23 protein-coding genes are annotated in these 25,081 nt (G+C 45.5%); 12 read left to right on the forward strand and 11 right to left on the reverse strand.

Annotated elements, in window-relative coordinates; all coding sequences use genetic code 11:
• Positions 1-151 precede the first annotated feature (151 nt).
• The 7 genes from SPL68_RS07560 to SPL68_RS07590 all read left to right on the forward strand — a co-directional run bounded on the left by SPL68_RS07560 (position 152) and on the right by SPL68_RS07590 (position 8,097).
• Positions 152-541: a hypothetical protein gene (locus tag SPL68_RS07560; RefSeq protein WP_323814491.1), complete on the forward strand. Its 390-nt coding sequence runs from the start codon at positions 152-154 to the stop codon at positions 539-541.
• A gap of 64 nt (positions 542-605) precedes the next feature.
• The gene (locus SPL68_RS07565) at positions 606-1,079 is read left to right on the forward strand and encodes a hypothetical protein (protein WP_323814492.1); all 474 of its coding nucleotides are present in this window, start codon (positions 606-608) and stop codon (positions 1,077-1,079) included.
• A 193-nt stretch (positions 1,080-1,272) separates the two neighbouring features.
• Positions 1,273-2,916 carry a pectate lyase gene (locus tag SPL68_RS07570; RefSeq protein WP_323814493.1) on the forward strand — a complete coding sequence of 548 codons (1,644 nt, stop codon included), beginning with the start codon at positions 1,273-1,275 and terminating at the stop codon, positions 2,914-2,916.
• Between the two features lie 187 nt (positions 2,917-3,103).
• On the forward strand, positions 3,104-5,023 hold the full coding sequence (gene speA / locus SPL68_RS07575; protein WP_323814494.1) for a biosynthetic arginine decarboxylase: 1,920 nt from the start codon (positions 3,104-3,106) through the stop codon (positions 5,021-5,023).
• 67 nt (positions 5,024-5,090) lie between these two features.
• Positions 5,091-6,290 carry a saccharopine dehydrogenase family protein gene (locus SPL68_RS07580; protein WP_323814495.1) on the forward strand — a complete coding sequence of 400 codons (1,200 nt, stop codon included), beginning with the start codon at positions 5,091-5,093 and terminating at the stop codon, positions 6,288-6,290.
• A 3-nt stretch (positions 6,291-6,293) separates the two neighbouring features.
• The gene (nspC, locus tag SPL68_RS07585; protein ID WP_323814496.1) at positions 6,294-7,496 is read left to right on the forward strand and encodes a carboxynorspermidine decarboxylase; all 1,203 of its coding nucleotides are present in this window, start codon (positions 6,294-6,296) and stop codon (positions 7,494-7,496) included.
• 67 nt (positions 7,497-7,563) lie between these two features.
• Positions 7,564-8,097: an RNA methyltransferase gene (locus SPL68_RS07590; protein WP_323814497.1), complete on the forward strand. Its 534-nt coding sequence runs from the start codon at positions 7,564-7,566 to the stop codon at positions 8,095-8,097.
• Here the strand turns inward: SPL68_RS07590 and SPL68_RS07595 are convergent.
• From SPL68_RS07595 to SPL68_RS07610, 4 genes are all read right to left on the reverse strand, one after another.
• Positions 8,087-8,530 carry a hypothetical protein gene (locus SPL68_RS07595; RefSeq protein ID WP_323814498.1) on the reverse strand — a complete coding sequence of 148 codons (444 nt, stop codon included), beginning with the start codon at positions 8,528-8,530 and terminating at the stop codon, positions 8,087-8,089. The genes SPL68_RS07590 and SPL68_RS07595 overlap by 11 nt on opposite strands.
• A 33-nt stretch (positions 8,531-8,563) precedes the next feature.
• Positions 8,564-8,809, reverse strand: coding sequence for a zf-HC2 domain-containing protein (locus tag SPL68_RS07600; protein ID WP_323814499.1), 246 nt, complete (start codon positions 8,807-8,809; stop codon positions 8,564-8,566).
• Positions 8,803-9,411 carry an RNA polymerase sigma factor gene (locus SPL68_RS07605; protein ID WP_323814500.1) on the reverse strand — a complete coding sequence of 203 codons (609 nt, stop codon included), beginning with the start codon at positions 9,409-9,411 and terminating at the stop codon, positions 8,803-8,805. The genes SPL68_RS07600 and SPL68_RS07605 overlap by 7 nt, the downstream gene beginning before the upstream one ends.
• Before the next feature lie 83 nt (positions 9,412-9,494).
• A complete protein-coding gene (locus SPL68_RS07610) occupies positions 9,495-10,094 on the reverse strand; it encodes an HvfX family Cu-binding RiPP maturation protein (protein WP_323814501.1) in 600 nt (199 codons plus the stop codon).
• A 194-nt stretch (positions 10,095-10,288) separates the two neighbouring features.
• Here SPL68_RS07610 and uvrB point away from each other — a divergent pair, with 194 nt between their 5' ends.
• The 3 genes from uvrB (at position 10,289) to SPL68_RS07625 (ending at position 13,546) form a co-directional block, all read left to right on the forward strand.
• Entirely contained in the window at positions 10,289-12,301 is a 2,013-nt protein-coding gene (uvrB, locus tag SPL68_RS07615) for an excinuclease ABC subunit UvrB (protein ID WP_323814502.1), read from the forward strand.
• Between the two features lie 73 nt (positions 12,302-12,374).
• Positions 12,375-12,860: a hypothetical protein gene (locus tag SPL68_RS07620; protein ID WP_323814503.1), complete on the forward strand. Its 486-nt coding sequence runs from the start codon at positions 12,375-12,377 to the stop codon at positions 12,858-12,860.
• Positions 12,857-13,546, forward strand: a complete 690-nt coding sequence (locus tag SPL68_RS07625) for an HTTM domain-containing protein (protein WP_323814504.1) — start codon at positions 12,857-12,859, stop codon at positions 13,544-13,546. Before SPL68_RS07620 ends, SPL68_RS07625 begins: the two co-directional genes overlap by 4 nt.
• On the opposite strand, the gene SPL68_RS07630 is transcribed toward SPL68_RS07625, so the two are convergent.
• A complete protein-coding gene (locus SPL68_RS07630; RefSeq protein ID WP_323814505.1) occupies positions 13,541-14,623 on the reverse strand; it encodes a Gfo/Idh/MocA family protein in 1,083 nt (360 codons plus the stop codon). The genes SPL68_RS07625 and SPL68_RS07630 overlap by 6 nt on opposite strands.
• A 237-nt stretch (positions 14,624-14,860) precedes the next feature.
• On the opposite strand from SPL68_RS07630, the gene SPL68_RS07635 reads away from it, so the two are divergent.
• Positions 14,861-16,297 (forward strand): RsmB/NOP family class I SAM-dependent RNA methyltransferase, encoded by a 1,437-nt coding sequence (locus SPL68_RS07635; protein ID WP_323814506.1) that lies wholly within the window; start codon positions 14,861-14,863, stop codon positions 16,295-16,297.
• A gap of 18 nt (positions 16,298-16,315) precedes the next feature.
• Here the strand turns inward: SPL68_RS07635 and SPL68_RS07640 are convergent, their stop codons facing one another.
• From SPL68_RS07640 to SPL68_RS07660, 5 genes are all read right to left on the reverse strand, one after another.
• On the reverse strand, positions 16,316-18,667 hold the full coding sequence (locus SPL68_RS07640; protein WP_323814507.1) for a bifunctional serine/threonine-protein kinase/formylglycine-generating enzyme family protein: 2,352 nt from the start codon (positions 18,665-18,667) through the stop codon (positions 16,316-16,318).
• Positions 18,668-18,737: 70 nt separating this feature from the next.
• Positions 18,738-19,604 (reverse strand): PP2C family protein-serine/threonine phosphatase, encoded by an 867-nt coding sequence (locus SPL68_RS07645; protein WP_323814508.1) that lies wholly within the window; start codon positions 19,602-19,604, stop codon positions 18,738-18,740.
• Between the two features lie 138 nt (positions 19,605-19,742).
• Positions 19,743-22,661 carry an insulinase family protein gene (locus tag SPL68_RS07650; RefSeq protein WP_323814509.1) on the reverse strand — a complete coding sequence of 973 codons (2,919 nt, stop codon included), beginning with the start codon at positions 22,659-22,661 and terminating at the stop codon, positions 19,743-19,745.
• Positions 22,658-23,305, reverse strand: coding sequence for a tRNA-uridine aminocarboxypropyltransferase (locus tag SPL68_RS07655; RefSeq protein WP_323814510.1), 648 nt, complete (start codon positions 23,303-23,305; stop codon positions 22,658-22,660). The genes SPL68_RS07650 and SPL68_RS07655 overlap by 4 nt, the downstream gene beginning before the upstream one ends.
• Entirely contained in the window at positions 23,302-23,586 is a 285-nt protein-coding gene (locus SPL68_RS07660; protein WP_323814511.1) for a GIY-YIG nuclease family protein, read from the reverse strand. The genes SPL68_RS07655 and SPL68_RS07660 overlap by 4 nt, the downstream gene beginning before the upstream one ends.
• An 81-nt stretch (positions 23,587-23,667) precedes the next feature.
• On the opposite strand from SPL68_RS07660, the gene SPL68_RS07665 reads away from it, so the two are divergent.
• Positions 23,668-24,492 carry a methyltransferase domain-containing protein gene (locus SPL68_RS07665; protein ID WP_323814512.1) on the forward strand — a complete coding sequence of 275 codons (825 nt, stop codon included), beginning with the start codon at positions 23,668-23,670 and terminating at the stop codon, positions 24,490-24,492.
• Here SPL68_RS07665 and SPL68_RS07670 read toward each other — a convergent pair.
• Positions 24,489-24,995, reverse strand: a complete 507-nt coding sequence (locus SPL68_RS07670; RefSeq protein ID WP_323814513.1) for a J domain-containing protein — start codon at positions 24,993-24,995, stop codon at positions 24,489-24,491. The genes SPL68_RS07665 and SPL68_RS07670 overlap by 4 nt on opposite strands.
• Positions 24,996-25,081: the final 86 nt, after the last annotated feature.

A 25,081-nucleotide genomic window follows, 5' to 3' on the forward strand; every position in this document is an offset into this window, starting at 1 on the left:
AAAATATAAGCCGCTATTGTAACAGCTCAATAAGAAGGATTCGTGTAACCAAGTGTTAATTCAGGGTGATAAACTGTCGCCTAATAATTACCCTTATCTCTGCCAGTGTTTGGCAGGAATGTTTGGCTGTGACTCTGATGTGGATTGAATTATGAGAAATACCCTTGTTGTTTTTGGTGCGGGCTGTCTTGGTGGTTTAGTGATGTGTGTGGTTATGTGGCTATTCTGGCGCTACGGTATTACCCAGTCGTTAAATGTGCAATTGTCTGGTTCAGTTTCGCCTCACTGGATGTACCCACGTATTGTATGGGGCGGATTGTGGGGGTTCTTATTTTTATTACCTATTTTCGCTAGTAGTATTTTTGCTCGCAGCTTTGTTATCGCATTAATCCCAACACTTATTCAATTGTTTGTATTTTATCCCTTTTATGAAAGTAAAGGTGTTGCGGGTTTATCGCTGGGTATATTGACACCATTTTTAGTGTTCTTTTTCTATTGGGTGTGGTCATTGACTGCGGCGATTTCGTTGCGCCTGTCTTAAGTTTGGAGTTGCTATGCCAAGAATATTTTTTGTCGTTTTAACCAGTTTTTTGTTGGTATGCAGTTTGTCTGCAAACGCACAATTTTTGCCGGACAATAAAAATTTGAATGCACAGTCAGTTACTCGTTGGATGCAGTCTAATCGTGATATGGCGCCATTGGTTCAAATAGTGGATTCGACGCATGAATCCGATGCGGCACTCAAACAATTCGACGCTTTACCCACAGTAGAGCAGGATCAACAGATAAATCAGTTGCTCGCAGATAATAATGTTTTGGATCAGGCCAATAGTGTTGCGCAAAAGCACGGCTGGAAATCGGTTGGTGAATATATGCGCTTAAGTACTAAATTGGGGAATGCTATTGCCGCCTATTTTTTATTTGCTGATTTGGGTGAAGTGACTGAAGAGCAGGCGCAGCAGTTAAAAGAGAAGGCTGATCCGGCTGTTTTGGCTGTCCCTAAAAGTGATATTGAGTTTATAAAAAGAAATGAGAAGGCTTTGCAACAGTATATTCAGGCTTATGGGGCGGGAAGGTAGGTGTATTAGCTCGGTAAGGTAAGTTGTCCCTTATCTGAGGATCAATTTAAAGATAATAAGTGTTAAACGACTATTACTTGATGAGCCTGATGCTTATTATCTTTACTCAAGGTTAATTTACCTTGTAACAATAATTTCAAAAAAATCGGTAAACGTTTTTCGGTCGCATAATCCATAACAATAGAGATTGGCCATGCGTACTAATAAATTTAAAAATTTCCGCTGCATTTTGCTTGTTCTCCTTCAGTTTTTTTCTCTGTGCTCGTTAGCGGCAGAGCCTTCTGCTGTGCAAGTCCGCGAAACCATGAAAACTGCGAGCCAGTTTATGCTGGAAAAAGCGAGTTTTCGCGGCGGTTTTGTCTGGTCATACCTTCCGGATTTTTCCCGTCAATGGGGGGAGCTTGAAGCGCGTCGTTCAATGATTTGGATGCAGCCGCCTGGTACAGCAAGTGTTGGTCATCTTATGTTGGATGCCTATCATGCAACAGGTGATGAATTTTATTACGCGGCAGCCGAGCGTATTGCAGGTGCAATTATTTTTGCGCAGCATCCCAGTGGTGGTTGGAATTATGTTGCAGATTTTAATGGTGAAGCATCGCTAAAAGATTGGTATAGCACTATTGGAAAAAATGCCTGGCGCTTGGAAGAGTTTCATCACTACTACGGAAACGCTACCTTTGACGATATGGGCACCGCAGAAGCCTCAAAATTTTTACTGCGTTTATATACTGAAAAGCTCGATCCAAAATATCGTCCGGCACTAAACAAAGCCATTAATTTTATGCTGGATAGTCAGTATCCCATTGGCGGTTGGCCGCAGCGTTTTCCACTGATGCATGATCATCCTTCTCAAGATCATGCAGATTACTCATCGTTTATTACGTTTAATGATGATGTTGCAGCAGAAAATATCGACTTTTTACTTATGTGTTATCAGCTATTAGGTGAAGCGCGTGTACGTGAGCCGGTAATACGGGCGATGAATGTATTTTTGGTAACGCAAATGGGGCAGCCACAACCTGGTTGGGGGTTGCAATATACAACAGAACTAGTGCCTGAAGGCGCGCGTTCCTATGAGCCTAAATCCCTGCATACGCCGACTACAGCTGAAAATATTCAACAGTTGATTAAGTTCTATCGTATGACGGGCGAAACTAAATTTTTAGCTCCAATTCCAGCTGCATTGGATTGGTTAGAGTCTGTGCGTTTTTCTTCCTCCAAACCTGAGTATGAAGGCCGTAGTCATCCATCATTTATTGAGTTAAACACTAACAAGCCGCTGTTTACTCACCGGCGCGGAAGCAATATTGGCAATGGCGAATACTATGTGGATTACACGGCAGGCAACATGCTCGCGCATTACAAGTCGGCAAGTATCATTGATGTAGATAGCTTGCGCGATTTGTACCAAAGCGTATTAAAGCTTACAGCAGAAGAAGTAACTGCCAATTCGCCCTTGAAATCTATGGGTGATGTTCAGTTACCACGTTATTTTACCTTGGGTAAAGTGAGTGTTTCTGATTTGAATTTTCGCGCGCAAAAAACAACAGAATCAAAAAGTCTTTCCGAGCAAGCAAAAACTCTGGTTGCGGCGCTGAATTCGCAAGGCTATTGGCCAACTCCGCTTTATTACACGACTAATCCTTACAAGGGCGATGCGCCCAAGAAGAGTGCGGCCAGTGCGAAAGATGGCAATCAGTATGCAAACACAATGGAGGGTGACGAGTGGGATACATCGCCTTATCCGATCAAAAATCCTGTTATGGGCATCTCTACAGGCACTTTCATTAAGAATATGGGCCTGCTAATTCAATACCTGCAAGAATCTGCTGAATAAACGAGTTTTTTACTGATTAATTTCCGCTCATAATGGCGCGATGCTTTATTTTTCACAGAAAATGTGGAAAATTGCGCGCCATTTTCATTTTCGCCATAGTTACAGATATAACTATCAGTAATTAACAGGCTGTTAATTTAATCGCTATCGGCCATTAATCGGGCGATTAATACTGCAGGAATCAATTATGAGTAAATCGGAGCAACCTAATATCTGGTCTGCGCGCAAATCTGCGGATCTTTACGGTATCGACGAGTGGAGCACTGGTTATTTCGGTGTTTCAGCGCAAGGTGAAGTAGTTGTGCGTGCCCCGACCTCTGAAGGTGAGGCCAATGTTTCCTTGATGGAAATTGTGAGCGGCTTACAGCAGCGCGGCTTGCAAATGCCAGTATTGTTGCGTCTTGAAAATATTGTCGATTCACGTATTAGCATTCTTAATGATTCATTTGCGCAGGCAATTGAGGCGAGTGGTTACCGGGGCCAATATCGCGGTGCGTTTCCCATTAAAGTAAATCAACAAAGCCATGTGATCGCGGAAATCGCGCGTTTTGGTGAGCGTTACAATCACGGTTTGGAAGCGGGCAGTAAAGCCGAATTGATGATTGCAATGGCGACATTGACGAATCGTGACAGTTTAATAATCTGTAACGGTTATAAAGATGCTGAATTTATTTCGCTCGGATTGGAAGCGCGCAAACTAGGTTTTAAATGTTTCTTTGTGTTGGAAACCTTGAGCGAGTTGCAATCGGTAATTGAGCGTAGCCGCGCGATGGATGTCGAGCCATTAATCGGCGTTCGTTTGAAATTGTCTACCAAGGTAGAAGGTCACTGGGCTGAAGATAGCGGTGATCGCAGTTTGTTTGGTTTGAATACTAATGAGCTGGTGTCGGTTATAGATACTCTGCGCGATGCAAACTTATTGCATTGCTTTCAATTGCTGCATTTTCATTTGGGTTCACAAATTCCCAATATTCGCAGTATTCGCGCTGGGGTTTTAGAAGCCTGCCGTTATTACATCGAACTGGTGAGTGAGGGGGCTCCGCTCGGCTATTTGGATTTGGGCGGCGGTCTGGCAATTGACTACGATGGAACCTGCAGCACCAACGGTCATAGTCGAAACTATTCAGTAAAAGAATATTGCATAGACGTAGTTGAAGCGATTCAGGAAAGTTTGGATGCACGACAGATCCCGCATCCTACCATTGTGACTGAATCTGGTCGTGCTACGGTTGCCCATACATCGGTATTGTTATTTAACATCCTCGATGTAACCCACTTTGAACCTACTTCGTTACCTGAAGTTTTGCCGGTGGGTTGCCATGAGATGATTGAAAATCTTTGGCATACGCTCTCGGTTATTAAAGTGGCGAGCTTGCAGGAGTCATACAACGATGTAATTTACTATCGCGATAAAATTCGCGATCTATTTCACTCTGGCGATATAAATCTTCGTCATCGTGTGTTGGGTGAAAATATTTATTTGGCATCGCTGCAAAAAATTGCTGCACTTCTGCCGGAAATGAAACGTATCCCCTCCGAGCTGGAAAGTTTGCCGCAATTGCTGGCTGATATTTATTACGGTAATTTCAGCATTTTCCAATCTTTGCCAGATGCTTGGGCGATTGAGCAGGTCTTTCCCGTTATGCCAATTCATCGCTTGCAAGAGGAGCCAACACGTCAGGCTATCATTGCGGATTTAACCTGTGATTGCGATGGAAAACTGCAAAAGTTTTCAACCTCGGAAGGTGAGTCGACTACCTTGCCATTGCATCCAATTAAAGCCGGTGAAGAATATTACCTTGGTGTATTTTTGGTGGGGGCTTATCAGGAAACCTTGGGCGATTTACATAATCTTTTTGGTGATACCAACGTGGCGAGTGTGCGCATTAATGCTGACAGCAGCATTGATTTTGTTCATGAACTGCACGGAGATAGTATTGCTGATGTGTTGAGTTATGTGGAATACAAGCCTAATTCGTTGTATGAGCAGTTCCGTCAAACCGCAGAACAGGCTGTTCGTGATGGTTTGATTAGTGTTGCTGATCGTCAACAAATGTTGGCCGCTTATTCTGAAGGCTTGCGCGGTTATACCTATTTCGAGAAGTAATCTTTTGGATTCCTGATGTTTACTTCCCGTGTAAACATGGATTTTTATTTTTAAGTGGAGGCCAATTATGGCAAAAGTATTAATTATTGGTGCCGGTGGTGTTAGTGGTGTTGTGGTGCACAAGTGTGCGCAATTGCCAGAAGTGTTTTCAGAAATCGTATTGGCGAGCCGTACAGAATCTAAATGCAAAGCAATCGCTGCGCAGTTAAATCGCCCTATTAAAACAGCGCAGGTTGATGCAGATAATGTCCCTGAGTTGGTTGCACTGATTAATGCGGAAAAACCGGATCTGGTAATTAATGTTGCATTGCCGTATCAGGATCTCACCATTATGGATGCCTGCTTGGAGGCCGGTGTAGATTATTTGGATACTGCCAACTACGAGCCATTGGATACCGCCAAATTTGAATACTCATGGCAGTGGGCATATCAGGATAAATTCAAAAATGCAGGTTTAACTGCGCTGCTCGGTTCAGGTTTTGATCCGGGTGTAACCAATGTGTATACCGCATATCTGAAAAAGCATTACTTCGATGAAATTCATTACTTGGATATTATCGATTGCAACGCGGGTGATCACGGTTTGCCATTTGCGACCAACTTTAATCCGGAAATTAATATCCGCGAAGTGACAGCCAACGGTCGCTACTGGGAAAATGGTCAGTGGGTGGAAACTCCACCGCTGTCGGTCAATCGGTCATTTGATTTCCCGGCTGAAATCGGACCTAAAAAGATTTACATGATGTACCACGAAGAATTGGAATCTATCGTAAAACATTTCCCTGAAATCAAACGTGCACGTTTCTGGATGACCTTCTCGGATAATTATCTGAAGCATTTAGAAGTATTGGGTAATGTCGGCATGACGGGTATTGAACCGATTGTGTTTGAAGGGCGTGAAATCGTCCCGCTGCAATTTTTAAAAGCCCTGTTGCCAGACCCTGCGAGTCTTGGCCCTTTAACCAAAGGTAAAACTTGCATTGGCTGTTTTGCGCAAGGCATTAAAGACGGTAAACAAATTGCGATGTTTGTGTACAACGTATGCGACCATCAAGAGTGCTACCGCGAAGTAAAATCCCAAGCGATTTCCTATACCACCGGTGTACCAGCAATGATTGGTGCAAAAATGATTTTGGAAGGTAAATGGAAAAAGCCGGGTGTTTGGAACATGGAGCAGTATGATCCAGATCCATTTATGGATGACTTGAATAAATATGGCTTGCCTTGGCAGGTGGTAGAAGTTGATCCAAAAGCAATTGAAGGTTGATCGATGCAAAAGCGTGAATACTTCACTCACTTTAATCCTGATCGGGTTCCGTCTCCTTGTTTTGTGATCGATAAGGCCGCGGTTGAGGATAATTTAAAAATTCTCAACCGTGTTCAACGCGAAAGTGGAGCAAAGGTGCTGGGTGCACTCAAAGCATTTTCATGTTGGAGTTTGGCTCCTCTATTCAGGCAATACTTATCTGGAACCTGCGCCAGTGGTTTGCATGAGGCGCGGTTAGGGCGTGAGGAATTTAGTGGTGGAGAATCTGGTGGAGAGGTTCACTGCTATTCAGCAGCCTATAAAGAGGCAGATTTAATCGAAATTTTAAAAATTGCCGATCACGTACTCTTTAATTCATTTTCCCAGTGGTTACGGTTTAAATCACTCGCATTAACTGCAAAGCAGTCGCGCCCTGAATTGCAGTTTGGCATTCGCATCAACCCTGAACACTCTGAGGGAGATGTGGAGCTTTATGATCCATGTGCGCCTTGTTCGCGTATGGGCGTTCCTATTGCACAATTTGAACGTGCAGTGCAGGAAAATCCAGATATTTTAGATGGCATTTCCGGTTTGCATTTTCATACGCTTTGCCAGCAGGACTTGCCGCCCTTGGCGCGAACTCTAACTGCGGTAAAGGAAAAGTTTGGTCAATATTTTGATCGCATTCAATGGATCAATTTTGGTGGTGGCCACCATATCAGCCGCGAGGATTATCAGGTTGATGAACTAATTGCCTTGATCAAACAGTTTCAAGCTGAGTTCGGTTTGCAAGTTTATTTGGAGCCGGGTGAGGCGGTCGCTATTCGCAGCGGAGTGTTGGTGGCAGAAGTCTTGGACATCACCTGGAATTCAATGGCGCAAGCGATATTGGATACATCAGCAACTTGCCATATGCCAGATGTTCTGGAAATGCCTTATCGCGCCGATATTTTAGGCGCAGGTATGCCGGAGGAATTCGCTCATACGTATCGTTTAGGTGGCATGACCTGTTTGGCTGGTGATGTCATCGGAGACTATTCGTTTACTCAGCCGTTGCAGGTTGGTCAACGACTAATGTTTGATGATATGGCGCATTACACCATGGTCAAAACTACGACCTTTAACGGAATTAATTTACCGTCAATTGCGCTCTGGGATTCGCGTACGGGCGATTTGGAAATTATCCGTGAATTTGGCTACGACGATTTTAAACAGCGTCTTTCTTAACGAACAAAAAACACTTTTTTGTATAAATAAATTAGCTCTTTTATCAACTTTTTAGATGTTATAAAGCATGCAAAAGCCCAGTGCCACTATTGGTTTAGTGAATCCCAAAAGTCCAACAAATGTAGGTATGGTCATGCGTGCTGCTGGTTGCTTTGAGGTTGATGCTGTTTATTATTCCGGTGTTCGTTTTGATCGTGCGCGAAAGTTTTCTACCGATACCAAAAATGCACAGAGCAAAATCCCATTGACTCATATTGAGCATCTGCCAGATGCGCTAACTTTAAATGCATCTGGTATCGATGCACCTGAGATTGATAGAAAGTTAGTGGCAATTGAGTTAATTGAAGGTGCTGTGCCCTTGATGGATTTTGTGCACCCGGATAATGCTTATTATATTTTTGGCCCGGAAGATGGTTCGTTAAAAAAAGAAATTTTGGATTGTTGCGATCACGTGGTTTACATCCCAACCATTGGCTGTATGAATTTGGCAGCGACTGTTCATGTGGTTCTTTATGATCGCATGAGCAAAGCGGGTAGGGATGTGATCGAACAGCGCCCGATTTTTGAAAACCGCGACGTAAATAATAAAATCAGGATTTAGCGGTAATTATCTCTTCTACCAACTGATATTCATCGCCCGGTGTTTGTAAATCTCTTAGCTCTTGTTCGGATGGTTTTGCCATATTCGGACACTTGCCTTGGCTCTCCATCCAATAAAGTGTATTGCCTACTAATGCGATTGATCCGGATACGATTGCAGTGGTAGTTGTGGTGACAATTGAGAAAACAGCAGCTTGAGCAACTTCGGCTTTACAGCTACCAGTAATGCAATTTGAAATATCAAAGATTTGCATTTGCTCGGCTGTGAGCACCACTTTTTGTGTCGATACCATACATTTGTCATTATAACTGGCGACAGTTTTAGGTTTAACCACACAGGCACTGAGCAAACTGATTGCGGTGATTAGTGCGAGCCGGCAAATATTATTACTTATATCCTGCATATTAAATCCTTGGGGAAGACGATTGATCATAGTTTATCCGCAGTCTATATTCCATGCGGGGGATTAATCCTGCCGCGAATCTTGTTTGATTTTTTGTTGCAATGCTTGCCAAACTTTTTCTGTGTCTGCTTCCGAGTTGGTGATGTCTATGTCTTTTGCCATAGTTTGAGTTATTTTTAAATGCCGCATAAAGCGCCGGCAATTGGCACACATCATTAGATGCATACGGATTTTCCATTTCAATGGAGTTGGTGTTTCCTGATCAAGATATTGACTGGCAAGTGTGGCAACTTGTTTGCAACTTAGCATGAGCCAGTCTCCTGATAACGGTCGATCACTTGCATTAACTTTAAACGTGCGCGGTGTACTAATACACGAACATTGGCAGCGCTCAGGTTGAGTAGTGCGCAGATATCATCGAAGGACTGTTGTTCTATATCGCGCAAAATAAAAGCAGCTTTTTGTGTTGGTGGTAAAAGCATGAGTGTTTTTGCTATACACCGTTGTAATTGTTTTTCTTCCAATAATGCATCGGGCGATTCATTGTTCCAGTGGCAGATAGAATTTTGCCAGTGGCCATCGTGTTTGAAATGGGTATTATCCAAATAGCTACCGGGTGTTTCGCCGTCCAATTGCTCCAGAGACAGAAGACGTGACTCTTTGCGTAGGCGCGCCTTGGCTTTATTGCTCACAATGGTCAATAACCAGGTTTTCAATGAAGCTCGTCGCTCAAAGCCAGCGATATTTTTATAAACCGCAACCCAGGATTCCTGAACGATTTCATCGGCAAAAATATCGCCTGCAATAGCGCGAGCGATACTGAGCATGAGCGTTTGATATTGCCCAATTAAATAGCGAAACGCTTTGTCATCGCCTGCAATGAGTTGTGTGATCAGCAGATTTTCATCCATGGTGCATAGGTAATAATCTAAATGGAGATGAAATAACTGCGAGCAAGCTTAGCATTCCTTGTGCGGTGCGCGTGAGCAATGAATTAGTCTTTTTCCTTGCGTTGATAAACTTCCAGCCAGTAATCCAGGCTGTGGTACTTTCCTGCACCCAAGCCGATGAGCGCAAGCAGCATGATTAGATAGGTGGCGGCAAATTCGATTCCATTATTTAAAATGACAAACTTTCCGCTCGCGGTTAACCATTCATAATTGCCGTGTTCTTGCAAGATGTTGCGTGCGCGGGCCAGTTTTTCGGATGACTCTAATACTTGTTGGTTGGCAAAAGGGGCATTGATATCGGCGATAGCCTGCCAGCCGTTGTCCCAGTGTACCTGGGTGATTGCGACTAGCATGGTGATCACCAGAGGGAGTGAAATCAACCTGGTGAATAGCCCCATAGTTAGCAGTACCGCACCGGCCAGTTCAGTTGCTGTAGCTAGCCAAGCCATCAGCCAAGGCAAGGGTAAGCCTATTCCCCAATCGCTGTTACCAAACCATTCCACCGTACTGTCGAATGAATTGAGCTTGCTGAGACCAGCCATCCAGAAAATTGGTACCAGATATAAGCGCAATAACAAAGTAGCGACATCGCGAGCAGGTCTACTAATGATTTGAGGCAGGTTTGTAAGATGGGAAGTGAGCATGGCGGCACCTTGATGATTGTTGGTATATGGATGCGCGAGCTAGGTATTTGTTACATTCGGGATTTACTGACAGGCATTGTCAGTGGGATGAATTAGGCTCTTAGTTTCAATCTGGTTGTGAATGACTGAAGCTTATTGTCCTATTTGAGTGAGTTTTCGCTACAATTTCTTTTTAAGTTCAGCGTTGGTTTCCTATGTCAAAGCAATTTGTTGTAAACAGTGAATTCGCACCTGCTGGTGATCAGCCCACCGCTATTGCCGGCCTTGTAGAAGGTATAGAGGCAGGTCTTGCACATCAAACCTTGTTGGGCGTGACCGGGTCGGGTAAGACATTTACCGTCGCCAACGTGATTGCACAGGTGCAGCGCCCGACATTGATCATGGCGCACAACAAAACGCTGGCAGCGCAACTCTACGGCGAGTTCAAAGAATTCTTTCCCAATAATGCGGTGGAGTATTTCGTCTCCTACTATGACTACTATCAGCCTGAAGCCTATGTGCCTTCGTCCGATACCTTTATCGAAAAAGACTCCGCAGTAAACGAGCACATTGAACAGATGCGTTTGTCGGCAACCAAAGCTCTGTTAGAGCGCAAAGACGCCATCATTATTGCATCTGTTTCTGCAATTTATGGTTTGGGTGACCCCGAAGCCTATATGAAAATGTTGCTGCACATAGTGCGCGGCGACAAAATCGATCAGCGCCAAATTTTGCGACGCCTCGCCGAGCTGCAATACACCCGCAATGATATGGAATTTTCGCGCGCGACTTATCGCGTGCGCGGCGATGTGATTGATATTTATCCGGCAGATTCGGATATTGAGGCGGTGCGCATTGAATTGTTCGACGATGAAGTTGAACAGATTTCGATTTTCGATCCGCTCACCGGCGAAGTGCTACAAAAAGTCCCACGTTTTACTGTCTATCCAAAATCCCACTATGTAACGCCGCGCGAACAAATTCTTGAGGCGATTGAAAATATCAAAGAAGAATTGCGCACGCGCTTGGAGTATTTGCGCGAGAACAACAAGCTGGTTGAGGCGCAGCGTTTGGAGCAGCGCACAAGATTCGATTTGGAAATGATGCAGGAGCTGGGCTATTGCAATGGCATTGAAAACTATTCGCGCTATTTGTCGGGGCGCAATCCAGGCGAAGCGCCACCCACCTTGTTTGATTATTTGCCGCCAGAAGCTTTGTTGGTTATCGATGAAAGTCACGTGACTATTCCGCAAATCGGCGCCATGTATAAAGGCGACCGCTCGCGTAAAGAAACACTGGTTGAATACGGATTCCGTTTGCCCTCGGCACTCGATAATCGCCCCATGCGTTTTGATGAGTGGGAACGAATTGCGCCGCAGATGATTATGGTTTCGGCTACACCTGGAAAATACGAAGAAGAAAATCAAGGGCAGGTAGTTGAGCAGGTTGTGCGCCCAACCGGTTTGATCGATCCGGAAATTGAAATTCGCCCGGCCACAACGCAAGTGGACGATGTGCTAACAGAAATTCGTCTGCGCGTTGAACAGAGTGATCGTGTATTGATTACGGTGCTCACCAAGCGCATGGCTGAAGATTTAACGGAATATCTTGGCGAGCACGGTGTTCGCGTCCGTTATTTACACTCGGATATTGATACGGTTGAGCGCATCGAAATTATTCGCGATCTGCGTTTGGGGCAATTTGATGTACTTGTTGGTATCAACCTGTTGCGTGAAGGTTTGGATATGCCAGAAGTTTCACTGGTTGCAATTCTCGATGCAGATAAAGAAGGTTTCCTCCGTTCCGATCGCTCGCTGATCCAAACTATTGGTCGTGCTGCGCGTAACGTACGCGGCAAAGCGATTCTCTATGCTGATCGCATTACTGGATCAATGCAGCGCGCGATAGAAGAAACTGATCGTCGCCGCGAAAAACAAATCGCTCACAACACCAAACACGGCATCACCCCTAAAGGTATTAACAAAAATATTGCCGATATTCTTGAGGGGGCAGTGGCTCCCGGCGCGGGTGGCCGCAGTGCGCGTAACAAAGCCATGGCGATTGCCGAGCGCAGCGGCAAATACAGCGTTGAAGTCAATCCAAAAGATATTTGGAAAACCATCGAGCTAATGGAAAAACAAATGTTCCAAGCCGCAAAAGATTTGGAATTTGAAGTGGCAGCGAAACTGCGCGATGAGATAGAGAAGTTGAAGAAAAAGGCGGTGTAATAGGATGAAGGCAAGTAAAACTATTTCACCAATTTGAATTCTATTGTGAATGCGTCAGTTCTGGGAATTGATAGTGAAAACTATAAACCTCTTCAATCTACTCTTGCCTATCCTTTTTCCGTCTTGGCGCTTTTTCAGTGGCATAGGCGTATCTCCTCGTTTTGATGTAGGTGTTGTTAACGCCGATGGGGATGTGCCATCTGAATGGATTCCTTTTCGTCCTTTGCCTAAGACGCTATCGCTTTGGCAGCAGGTAAAACAATTTGTACATAATCCGCAATGGAATGAACTGCTATTTCTCAATAGTTGTGCGGAGCGGATATTTGAGGGTTACCAGAAAGAGAACAGCGATTTTTATCTGCAGGAAATCGCAATGCATTTATTGCTGGCGGTTCGTTCGGGTGAAATTAGCGCAGCAGAATCTAACAGATTTATGTGCTTTCGGATTCGAGCAATTTATTCGGAGGACACATCTGCTGATCGTATTGGGCTGGTTAGGGATGAAGTTGTTTTTCAGTCGGGTTGCTATGCCTTACCCATACCAGAGGGCAGGGTATGACCTTGGAGCTGGCTATTCGCTTAACCGAAATTCTATTGGGGCTTGCGCTTTTTCAGCAGAGTCTGGAGTTCCTTCGTGCCTCAGGTGTTGAACAAAAACTCGCATTGTTACGTGCACCACTGTCACTGCTATTGATGCTGGGTGTGTTTCCGCTAGTTGTTTGTGGTTTATTGCTTGTTACCAGTTTTATGCTCATTCGGCGTTTTCAGGGGCCTTACAATGGCGGCAGTGATGCTATGACTGTACTGGTACTTTTGGGATTGTGGTTGTCGTATCTCGCGCCTTCACGACTGTGGCAAGAAATCGCGTTGGGTTATGCGGTGTTACAGTTGGTGCTGTCGTATTTTCAGGCGGGCTGGGTTAAGTTGATAAACCCTGAATGGCGCTCAGGTAAAGCGCTGTATGAAGTTTTTGCATTAACGGCTTATCCGGTTTCTGAATCCGTAAAAGAGTTGGCTCAAAAAAGGCAATTGTTATTCGTTGCTTCCTGGTGTGTGATTGTTGCCGAGCTATTATTTCCGCTAGCATTTATCTCTCAACCGACCTTAATAGTTGCGTTGTGTTTCGCTGGTTGTTTTCATGTGGCCAACGCAATCCTGTTTGGATTAAACCGTTTTGTATTGGCGTGGTTATCTGCTTATCCATTAGCCTTGTGGTTTCAGCAGCGGCTGATTGAGTTGTTATAGTGTGATCCGTTGTCCTGTCTTTGCCGCCTTGAAAATTGCTTCGACAATGGCAATATCTTTCATTCCTTCTTCACCAGAAACCAGCACGGGAGAATTATGGATAATGGAGAGTGCGTCATTATCCATTTGCGTAGCTTGTTGATTCAGCGGTGACGGGGGCAGGATGATGCCATCGCTGGTTTTACCTTGTACGCCACTGTAAGACTGAAACGGTTTTAATTCGTACCAACCTTTCTCACAATTTGCGCGCAAAATATTCATTGATCTCGCATAGCTTGTCACACATTGCGCGTGTGCTCCGCTGGCAAATTCCAATTCAAATTCGGTTGTTTCATCCACATCTTTATACACGGGCGTTGTTGAGTTCATTCGCGCAGTGACGGCGATTGGTTCTTCTCCTGCGGTATAACGCGCAGCATTTAATGGGTAAACGCCCATGTCGTACATGGCTCCGCCACCGAGTGCTGGATCGGCACGCCAACTGTAGCTGGCACCTGTGCCGTTATATCCCGCCTCGGCGATGATGTTTTTAATATCGCCATAGGGTTTCTGTTTGGCAAATTGCATAATGCGTTGAGTGTTTGATTCGTGCTGCATGCGGTAACCAATGGTTAATTGCACGTTATTTTTTTTGCAGGTGTCGATCATCGATTGACATTCTGCTGCGCTCATCGCCATAGGTTTTTCGCACCAGACGTGTTTGCCCGCATTTGCCGCAATTTCGGTAAATTTTTTGTGAGTGCCAGTTGGTGTAACAACATAAACAACATCAATGTCGGGATTGTTTGCGATCTCGTGCATATTGTTGTAGTTGTAAATGTTGTAATCGAGCAAGCCGTATTGTTTTTGCCAAACCGGAATTTTTTCCGGTGAGCCGGTGACAACGCCTGCCAGATAACAATGTTTAGTCAGTCGCAGCGCTGGCGCGAGCAGATCGCGGCTGTAATAGCCCAGCCCAACTAACGCAACGCCTATACGCTTGGGCGATGAACTGGCAGCAAATAAAGGTGCTGCACCCGTTGCCAGGCCGAGCGCTGCAAAAGCCTTGATTAATTCACGACGATTAAGCGGTGCCATTTATGATCTCCTGAATAAATCTTTAGGTAGTTGTATGCCTCGTTGGGGATTCGCGCAAACGGCTAAACAAAAAATTACCCTGCGTTAAAAAAACTAAAAATATCAATGAGCTATTCGCTTTCTTGTGCGCCATTCTGGATAAGGCTATTTGTAGGCCAGCTGCCATGGTGTCGTTATCGCTGGTAGAATAGGGTTCTTTTGGATTTTCTCGATCCTGACCTTACAGTGGCTTTTCTTATGCAATCTTCTGCTCAAACCTCATCCAATACTCTCACTGCTGCGCAATATGAAGACTCTCGCTTGGTGCCGCTTTGGCGCTCATGGTGCGAAGTCGCAGGCAGTATTCCGTTGGATAAATGGCTGAAAAACAGCGTGCGTCAATTTGCGCATTCAGGGCCGACTTCCAAACCAGAATACGACGAGGTTAAAAAGCACAATAAATTCAAAGCGCCGAAAACAGCTGCGACTTATGCGCGTGCTGAAGCGGCGGATGTCGCGATGCTCAGCTTGGCTATGTTTTCTGCGTTGCGTTTTCAGCAATTAGCAACTGCACTTGAATTTGCTTATCGCAATCAGTCTGATGCCATTGATTGGTTAAAGTGGGATTTGGAGTGGCAGCATCGCGATGTACAAAGTATTGCTCCCGTTGCCTTGTGGTATTGGATTCAATTGCGTGCAACTGGTAGCCAGCCGAAAAAAAATCTGGCGCAATTGCGTGATGCAGAAGCGCGCCGTGAATTTTTTGATTGGTTTGTGCAGCAAGCGACTATGGCTAATATGCCGGTATTTTTGCTGTGGCATGGATTGCGTCCGCAATGGGGCGAGTTATTAATTTCCCGCCAGCAGGCGAGTGAATGGTCTGATCAATTACTGCAACAATTTATTCAGCAGCAAGTGACTACACCGCCGTTATGGCTGCGTGTGCAAAAAAATGCGGATCTCGAACAAGTGTTGGATGGATTGCAGAAACAAGGCGTTAATGCATCACTCAATGAAAAGAATCAATTATTTGCGCTGGGTGGTACGGGCATTCATACCACGAGCGAGTATAAAAATGGATTGGTAGAAATTCAGGATATCGCCAGTCAGCAAATCGCGTTAAGCGTTGCCGCTAAGCCAGGTCAAAAAGTCTGGGATGCCTGTGCAGGCGCTGGCGGGAAAACCTTGGCGATTGCGTCGCAAATGAACAATAAAGGCGCTGTTGTTTCTACGGATTTGCATGAATATAAGTTGGATGAATTAAAGCGCAGAGTGAAGCGCGCCGATATTTTTAATGTGCGCGCATTTACCTGGGATGGTTTGGAGCCACTGCGTTTGCCAAAAGAAATTGCACAGCAACGCGGCTTTGATTGGGTGTTGATCGATGCTCCTTGCAGCTCTGCTGGAACCTGGCGCCGCAACCCGGATGCTCGCTGGCGATTTGATACGCATGACACTAACGAGCTAATTCAATTGCAGCGACAACTTCTTGCCAATGCAGCACCTGCGGTGCGCACAGATGGTAATTTGGTTTACGCAACCTGTAGTTGGCAAGTAAGCGAAAACGAACAGCAAATCGATTGGTTCTTAAAGCAAAATCCTGAATTTACACTTCAATCACAACGTATTTTAGGTGTGCCTGAGTTGGATTCAGACACTATGTTTGTTGCCGTATTGAATCGTTCAGTCGAATAATAATCCTGTCGTGATGGACTATTGTCCTTCCATCACGACACGAAACCCTAAATGGGCATCAAAAATTTCCGCACGATGATAGTCGCGCAAGTGGCTGGCGAGGCGGTCAGCATTATCTTTGGATGAGCCGCCGCGCACCACACGGGTGTCGCAACTTTTGGTGAGCATAGCCTGCCCATTTTTGGGGTGCAGGCTGTAGTTATCTGCAAAACAATCTTCAACCCATTCGGCTACATTGCCTGCGGTGTCATAAACCCCAAAACCATTTGCCGGATAACTTCCTACGGGCGCTGTTTTGGCTCCAAACAGACCAGAAAATTTACTGTTACAACCGCGCCGACAATTGGCGCGACCGCTGGCCTCTTTTACATCGTCCCCCCACCAAAACAATGAATTTGTTTTACCGCGCGCAACGTACTCCCATTCTGATTCCGTTGGTAAGCGATATTTTTTCCCAGTTGTTTTGCTAAGCCATGCGGCATAGGCACGTGCATCTTCAAAACTGACATTGATTGCCGGGCGATTATCTCTTCCCCAGCGATTGTCGCTCGGTAATGCGCGATTAGTTGCCTGAGCAAATATATCGTAATCATTGAAGGTAATTTCGTATTTACTAATTGCAAAAGGTTTACTAATTGTCACCTTATGTACGGGCATGCTGAGCGGGTCGTTTTTGTTGCCCATAAAAAAACTCCCACTCGGGATACCAATCATTTCTGGTCCATCGCTTTTGATAGAAGTGATCACTTGGCTACTGATTTCTTCCCCAGGTACAAGGCTTTCGCTTAGGGTAAATGCGAGGTTGAGATCTTGATCAATCAACTCGATCCATTGGTATTGGATGTCATAGCCAGATTTGCTGATTTCAAGATGGTAACGGCCAGCTGGCAATTGAATTCCGGGTTCGTATTTCTCGGGAATATTCAAAATGCGCACGCGGGATTGCGCAGGTGATGTTGTCACCCTGAGTGCATAGGTAATAACGGGAGCGCTGCTTGCAGTAATTTCATCTTCGGCGCTCGTGCTAGATGAAGTAGCGCTAGTGGGGAAAATCTCGGGGCTCATATCGATTGGAGCTAAAAGTGCAGGTACAGTATTTGTTTCTGCATCACTTACCTGAGCACTGCCTTGCGTGGAACTAGAGCTGTTGTCTTCAGTGCTACTTGGGTTCTGGAGTTGGGCACTGCTCGCAACTGAGCTAACACTTGCCACAGGAATATGGTTTGCAGATGGATTTTGTTGCGTGAACCAGATACCGGCACCAATCAGAATAAAGATACCGGTAAGAATTCCCAGCTTTATAAGAGCTGACTGTTTCGGGCTGATAGTGGGGTGAACTTGTGTTTCAAGTTCCGCGCGTGCAGTTGTTAAAGGCGTGTGCTGCTCGTTAAAAAATATTTCGGTTATTTTGGTTGATGGCTTTGAATAAAAGCCTCTGTTCGGATTCCACCTTAGTGCACGTATTTTGTTCCAGCGGAATCGCACCGCATTGTATGTAGCGGAAGCTAATGCTTTGGCTAAATTCACTACCGTTAAATCAGTGGAGTGAGCCGTAGTTGTGTTGGGCACACGATAATTGTTTTCCAAATCATCGATAGCCGCTATCAATTCGCGACCAGATTGATAGCGTTGGTCAGGATTTTTAGCTAACAGTTTCTCCAGCACTTTTTGATATGCCAGATATTGCAGCGGTAATTTAGGAATGGGCGCGCTTATGTGCTTAAGCGCAATAGTGACCGCTTCTTCACCTTGGTAGGGCAGTGTGCCTGTGAGCATCTCATAAAACACAACGCCTAAACTATACAAGTCAGAGCGGCCATCGACACTGCTGCCTTTTGTTTGCTCCGGGCTCATGTAGTGCGGTGTGCCGACCACGGTACCAACATGGGTCATACGTGAGTTTACAGCGAGGCCGCGCGCAACACCAAAGTCAGTGAGCACTGCTGAATTGTCGGCACGGAATAAAATATTTTCCGGTTTTATATCTCGATGGATATATCCCTTGTCATGTGCATGATCAAGTGCGCTGGCAATTTCACGCGTAATACGCAGAACTTCTTCGCCGCTTAGACCAGTGCTCATTTTGTCGTGCACTGAACCGTTGGGAAGATAATCCATGGCGATGTAATTGAAATCCTCATGGCGGCCTATGTCATAAATCGCCACTATATTCGGGTGGGATAATTGACCTACGATGGTTGCTTCGCGTTGAAAACGTTCGCTAAAAGCTGGGTCATTATTGAGCTGCGGATTCATTACTTTTAAGGCAACGACACGCCCCACGCTAATCTGAATAGCGAGGTAAACGGTGGACATTCCACCTTGGTTAATTTTTCTTACAACCCGGTATCCGGGAATTTGCATTGCCATAAATCAGTATCTATCTAAAAAGAATCTGTGTAAATTTCCAAGAGCGATTGAACTATCAAGCGCCTAATGCCTAAAAGTTGATGACATAAAACAATAACCCAAGCAGTGATACCAGCGCGGAACCAAAAATCCAGGCATCGGCAATGGGTTTTCCGGTTAAATAGGGAATCCATTGCCACAACCCTTTGCGAGCGGAGTTATCGTGCAGTGGCGATTCAATAATTTGCAGCGTGATATTGTCGCGTCCGCCATTGGTAAGTGCAGCATGCAGAAGCTGGTCAACCGCAGCTAGACAATCCTGCGAGTCAGACAAAATGTGCGCGATGGTTTTATCGCTAAGCTCATCGGTGAGTCCATCACTGCACAATAAAATCCATTGGTTTTTTTGCCATTCCTGTTCAATAACATCCACTTTCACCCGCGTTAATTCCTGCATGCCAAGGCATTGGGTGATGATATTTTTATCCGGGTGTGAATCTGCATCCTCTGGCTTAATCACTCCCGTTGTCACCAGCATTTGTACATAGGAGTGATCGGCACTCAGTTGCTCCAGTCGTCCGCCCTCACTGGTTGGTGTCCATAAATAGGCGCGACTGTCACCGACCCATGCAATTTGGTATTTTTTTGACTGACTTTTAAGCGCGACAATGGTTGAGCCCATGCCGGGAGCTCCAACACCCTGTAATGCTGAGGCGAGAATACTGGTGTGCGCATGCTGGATTGAATCGAGAAGGGATATATTCGGATTTTCTTGCGTATCTTGCTCGAGGGTATCGCGCACAATTGCGCTTGCTACTTCGCCTGCTTCATGACCGCCCATGCCATCTGCAACTAGCCAAAGGCCGTGTTCAGGCTGACTGAGAAAACAGTCCTCATTATTATCGCGCGTTAAACCGGGATGGGACGCGGCGCTATATTCCAGCTGGTTGATAGTCATAAGTTTCAACAGGCATCAATGCAACGTTTTATGGTGATGTAGATTCCGTTATTGACCAATACTAGATGACTTTGGCGTGGAAAACTATGTGGCCGGGGGCAAACTATGCACCCCTGCACACTTGGTTGTTTTGCGTTCTTAACAAGTTTTAAGTGCAAGTCCCATTTTTTCAGCCACTTCTTTATTACCGGCATGAGTTACCAGCGCAATACTTGCTTTTTCCGGTATTAAATAAGTGTTAGCTACACGTTTTAAATCCGCTGCGGTAACGGCCAATACTCTGTTGCGGAATAGCTCGCGTTTTTCACGGGTACGATTAAATAGCTCTGCCTGATAGGTTGATTTTGCCTCGCCTGCGGGTGAGCCGGGTTTATCAATACTGCCAATCACACCCAATATAGCTTCTTCAACTGATTGCCATTGGTGATCAGTTTCTTGCAGCCAAACCAATGCATCATCAAAATCTTTCAGGGTTTCAGTCAGGCGCGGATCGCGATAGGAATAAAAACGAAACGCTGCGCTATTGCTGTCCTGATTGGCGCCGCCGCCGTATGCACCACCTTGCTCGCGAATCGCGCGATGCAAATAGCCATTGCGTAAAAATCCGCCCAATACAGTCAATGCTGCTGCATCAGGGTGTTCACTGGGTACTGTTGAGTAGGCTTTTGCACAAAAGTTGACTTGGGTATTGGCGATCCAGGCTTCGCGAATGGTTTCGCTTACCGGTGCTAAATCAAAAGAAGCAAAATCTACAGTTACAGTTTCATTTGGCCAGCGCGCTTGTAAGTCAGCGCGATAGCTATCCAGATGTTCCTGCTCGCCGACAATTAAAAATTGTTTGGGCGCTTTCAATACTAATTGATGAATACTGTTGAGCTGCGCTGCAAACTGGGCGAGATTTTTTTCATCATCCAGTGATTGATCCAATGCTTTTACCGCGGTAATTCCTTCGAGTCCGCCTAATTGGTGGGATATTTTTGCTGAAGGGCTCATGCCCGCGCAGGCGGCTGTCATTGCCAAACTGTGTCCGTGGCCGGTAATACTTTGTTCGCGGCGCGCGCGGTTTTGTGCAATCAATTCACGAATACGATCCAGTTCATCAAAGCGAACGTTTAATAATGTTTCTTTCATTAAATCATTCATGGCCGCGTTATTGCGGCTCAGTGCTTTGGATGAAAGCGTCAAGTAGGCATCAATATTCTGTACATCATTACCCGCGCCGCGAATGCTGCTAAACGCATGTAGTGAACCGACAACTTCTGCTTGCCAGCGCTGGGTTGCTAAATAATCTTTGTCGCCTGCTCCCAGTTCGGTAAGGCAAATACTGTAGTAAGGCAATATTTTGATTTGCTCATCGCTCAGCGCAGGTAACTTGCAAGTAATTTGCTGATACACCAAACCGTTAGTGCCGGCACTATAACGGCGCAATGGAAAATTATTGACGCTTTCATGGCTGCCGGCGATGTAATGCAAATTTGCGGGAATATCATCCAGTCCAACTTTGGGAAGAATGCTTTCATCATCTTGTTGTAACTGGCGCGCTTGTAAGGCGTGAGTTTGCGCAATGATGTGTTGTTTTTCATCATCGCTTAAGTTGGCTTTTAATTGCGCGAGGCGGTTGAGTTCGGCAGCTTGAATACGGCCGTTCATTTGCACATCAGGGCGCATGGTCAAACGAACGCGATGCGGATTATCCAGCAGCCATTTGCGTACTGTTTTTTGGATGAATTCTGGATCGCGGGTTTTGTTGCGCAGATTTTCCAGCGCTGCGTCTATATCGAGTAATGCAATAGCGTCGCCGCGATGTGTTGCCGATGTTAGCCCAGTTAAAATTAATTGCAATCCGTAAGGGTAACCATCGCCACCGACTTCGCGCTGCGATAATTCCAGTTGATGTAGCGAAGCTTCAATTTGCTCTTGTGGAATACCTTCTTCTGCTACTTTGTGCATTACATCCAAAATCATTTTTTCGATTTTGGGCGCGTCTTCTAATGCACAGCCTTCAAGCCCGCACACAAACGCCATTTCAAGTGATGAATCATCAAGCCCGCAGAGCGGCGAGGGCGCTTGTCCGAGTTCGCTGGTTTCTAGCGCTTGCTGTAATGGCGATGCGCTGTTATCGAGCAAAATATTGGAGATTAATTGTGTTTCCAGTGATTCATCGAGATTGGTGGTTTTACCCAGCAGCCAAGACACAACAACGTGGTTTTTGTGTTCTATATCCTCAGCATCATTTTCATCGAGAGGATAGGCTTCTTCTACCGCAATCGGCGCGTGATAGCGTTTTTCATCGCCTACGCTAATCATTTCCTCCAGCTTCTCAAATTTGCTCAGCGCTTGCAGTTCAAATTTTTCCTGATGGGTCGCCGCAGGAATATCACCGTAAGTCATGAAAATTGCATTGCTCGGGTGATAGTGCGTGCGATAAAAATCTTGCAGTTGTTGGTAAGTCAGATTGGGAATATCTTCCGGTTCACCACCGCTGTTGTAATGATATGTCGTCGTCGGGTAAAGATACTTACACAGGGTATGCCACACCTGTGACGAAACCGAACTCATCGCACCTTTCATCTCATTGAACACAACACCTTTAAACACCAGATCTGAATTCGGGTTGTCTGCTTCGGCAAATTCAACGCGATGACCTTCCTGCGCAAAATCCAATTCATCCAAGCGCGAAAAGAACACAGCATCAAGATAAACATCGAGCAGATTATTAAAATCTTTCAGGTTTTGACTGGCGAAAGGGTAAGCGGTCCAGTCGGAGCTGGTGAACGCATTCATGAAGGTATTCAGTGAGCGGCGTACCATCATAAAAAATGGATCGCGCACGGGATATTTCTGGCTGCCGCAAAGCGCAGTGTGCTCCAGAATATGGGCAACACCGGTTGAGTCGTGTGGCACTGTGCGCAAGGCGACGAGAAAGACGTTTTCATTATTATTGGCCGCCAAGTGAATGTGCTGCGCGCCAGTAACCTTGTGGCGATATTCTTCAACACGGATTTTCAATGCATCGATAGTTTGGCTGCGCAGTAATTCAAACGTCGGATAACTCATAAGTCGGGATTTCTCTGATCGGGAATGTGAGAAGGAACAAATGCCGATTGCTGGGCGACGAAATGGCTCATTGCATCTAGCAGGGGCTGATAATCAACCGCCCCCTGTTCCAGTTGTTGTAGAGCGTAACAACTTGCCTCCAGCGTGGAAAGCTGATTTTCGCTATGTGCCTTGCGGATCTTGTAGAGCGACGCCGGTGTGTGTGCCAGTGCGAGCCGCGGCAGGTTTTGGAGTGCAGGATTGAGGTAGAGCATTTTGCGGCTTTTGCGCCAGGTCGCATCTATCACCACCAAGCGAAGCTGATCAAATGGAGTATTGGCAAGTGGCTCGAATGGCGGAGGCGCAATCAAGCCAAGTGATTTGTGCTCTGGCGTATCCGGGTAAAGTAAAACGGGTGTTTTTTGGTTGGAAAACAACCACCGCTGAATGTCTTCAGCATTAAAAGTTTCGCCTACATGAAGCTGGCTGCTTTTTAGGCTTAAATGCAGCAATCCAGCGGTGTTTTTGGCATTGGTTGATTCGTCGGGATGTTGCAGTATCAGAACATCTACACGATTGGTTATATGCTTAACCAGAGCACAAATACAATTGCGGATTGGTCTTGCACAAGTGCTGCAAGTAGGGCGTTTGGTTGTCGAGCTCAATGGGGTAAATCCTCTAATTGATGGTGAGTAATTAGAGTGTTTGTGCGAGCTTGTTGCTCGGCAATCAATTGTTTTTTGGCAGCAGCAGTTAGGGATTTAATCGCATATTCACGCTGGCTGGCGCTGGAGCGATCATGCTCAGCTTCCAGATAACATAACAACACAGGTTTGCGCCCGCGAAAATAGCGAGCCCCCGCCTTTCCAGATGAATGCTCATGCCAGCGGCGCGCCATATTGGTAGTGATTCCGGTGTACACTTGCGCGTCGCTGGTACGGAGCATATAAACAAACCATGAGGTTGAACTAGGCATAATAGTGCGACAATTGTTCATGTATAAATTTGCAGGATATTGACGAATTATATGGCAAAAGAATCAAAGGGGCAGGATCGTAATTTCGATGATCTGGCCAAACGCTTTAAAAAAAATATTTATGGCGGATTAAAAGGCGATATACGCCTTGCAGTATTAGAGCGAGACTGTGCCGCACATATTCCTGTAGCTCCCTTTATTGCGAAGTCAGCGGAATCTGCTAAAGCCTGCTGGACTATTTTAGATGCAGGTGGTGGGCAAGGGCAGTTTTCCTTGCAGCTTGCATTGGCAGGCCACAAAGTGGTGATTTGCGATATTTCCGTAGAAATGCTTAAGCTTGCACAAGAGCAAGTTGATCTGCTCGGTGTGGCTGATCGGGTAACCTTGATTCATTGTGCGTTACAAGATTTACCGCAACACTTAGTGGAAGAAGAACGGTTTGATTTTGTTATCTGCCATGCGGTAATGGAGTGGATGCAAGAACCGCATTCTCTGTTGCCTTGCTTACTTTCCTATCTCAAGCCGCAAGGTTATTTATCGCTTACGTTTTACAATCTCCATTCGCTAATTTATAAAAATTTGCTGCGAACTAACTTTAAAAAAATTGTAAATAAAGATTATGGTGGCTCTGCGGGTAGCTTGACGCCAATTAATCCGCTAGAACCAGCGCAAGTATTGGCTTGGGTTGCAGAACTGCCGCTGCAGCTATTAACTCACAGCGGTATTCGGGTGTTTCATGACTATATTTTTAATGAGGAACATCGCGAGCGGGAGCCGCAGACTTTGTTGCAATTGGAGTTGGAATTCTCGCAGCAAGAGCCTTATAGGTCATTGGGGCGTTATATTCATTTGTTGCTGCGTAGTTCAGAAGCCTAGTGCTTGATCAGTCCCAGTAATAGGTCGCGCGCCTGATTTATTTTTGCGGCGAGATAATCATTGCCGCCTCGGTCAGGGTGAAGTTTTTGAATCAATCGGCGATGCGCCTCTTGAATCATATTTTCATCAATTTCACCTCTACCAATATCGCCAGACAACCCAAGAATATCCAGCGCTTCCTGTGTTGCCATAGCGACAGGAGGATGTTTAGGTTGTTCTTGTGAGGCTGTATGCTGCTGCGACTTTTTACTTGCCAGCCAAAGCGGCAATACCTGGCTGATTAGATTAAAACCAGTGCGGACAAACGGAATAAGTGCTCCTATTGCCGCACCGATCCAATGCATCTTCCCGGTAATAACAAGTAATAAGAGCACGCAGAAAAAAATGCCAGTACCCATTTGCCAGAGAGTTTTGCGTTGTTGGGCGGGACTCATTTTTTTATAACGAGCACCGCCTATGATGATCAGCGTAACAATAACGGCAAATAACAGGATTTTTAACATAGTGCCTCCAGTAATCGATGGGACATTATAGGCATAAGGTTTTACAGCTGATAGTCTCTTTTTTGTACTTGTATTTGCTCTTGGTT

The sequence above is a fragment of the Cellvibrio chitinivorans genome (genome assembly GCF_035117775.1).
Lineage (GTDB): Bacteria > Pseudomonadota > Gammaproteobacteria > Pseudomonadales > Cellvibrionaceae > Cellvibrio > Cellvibrio chitinivorans.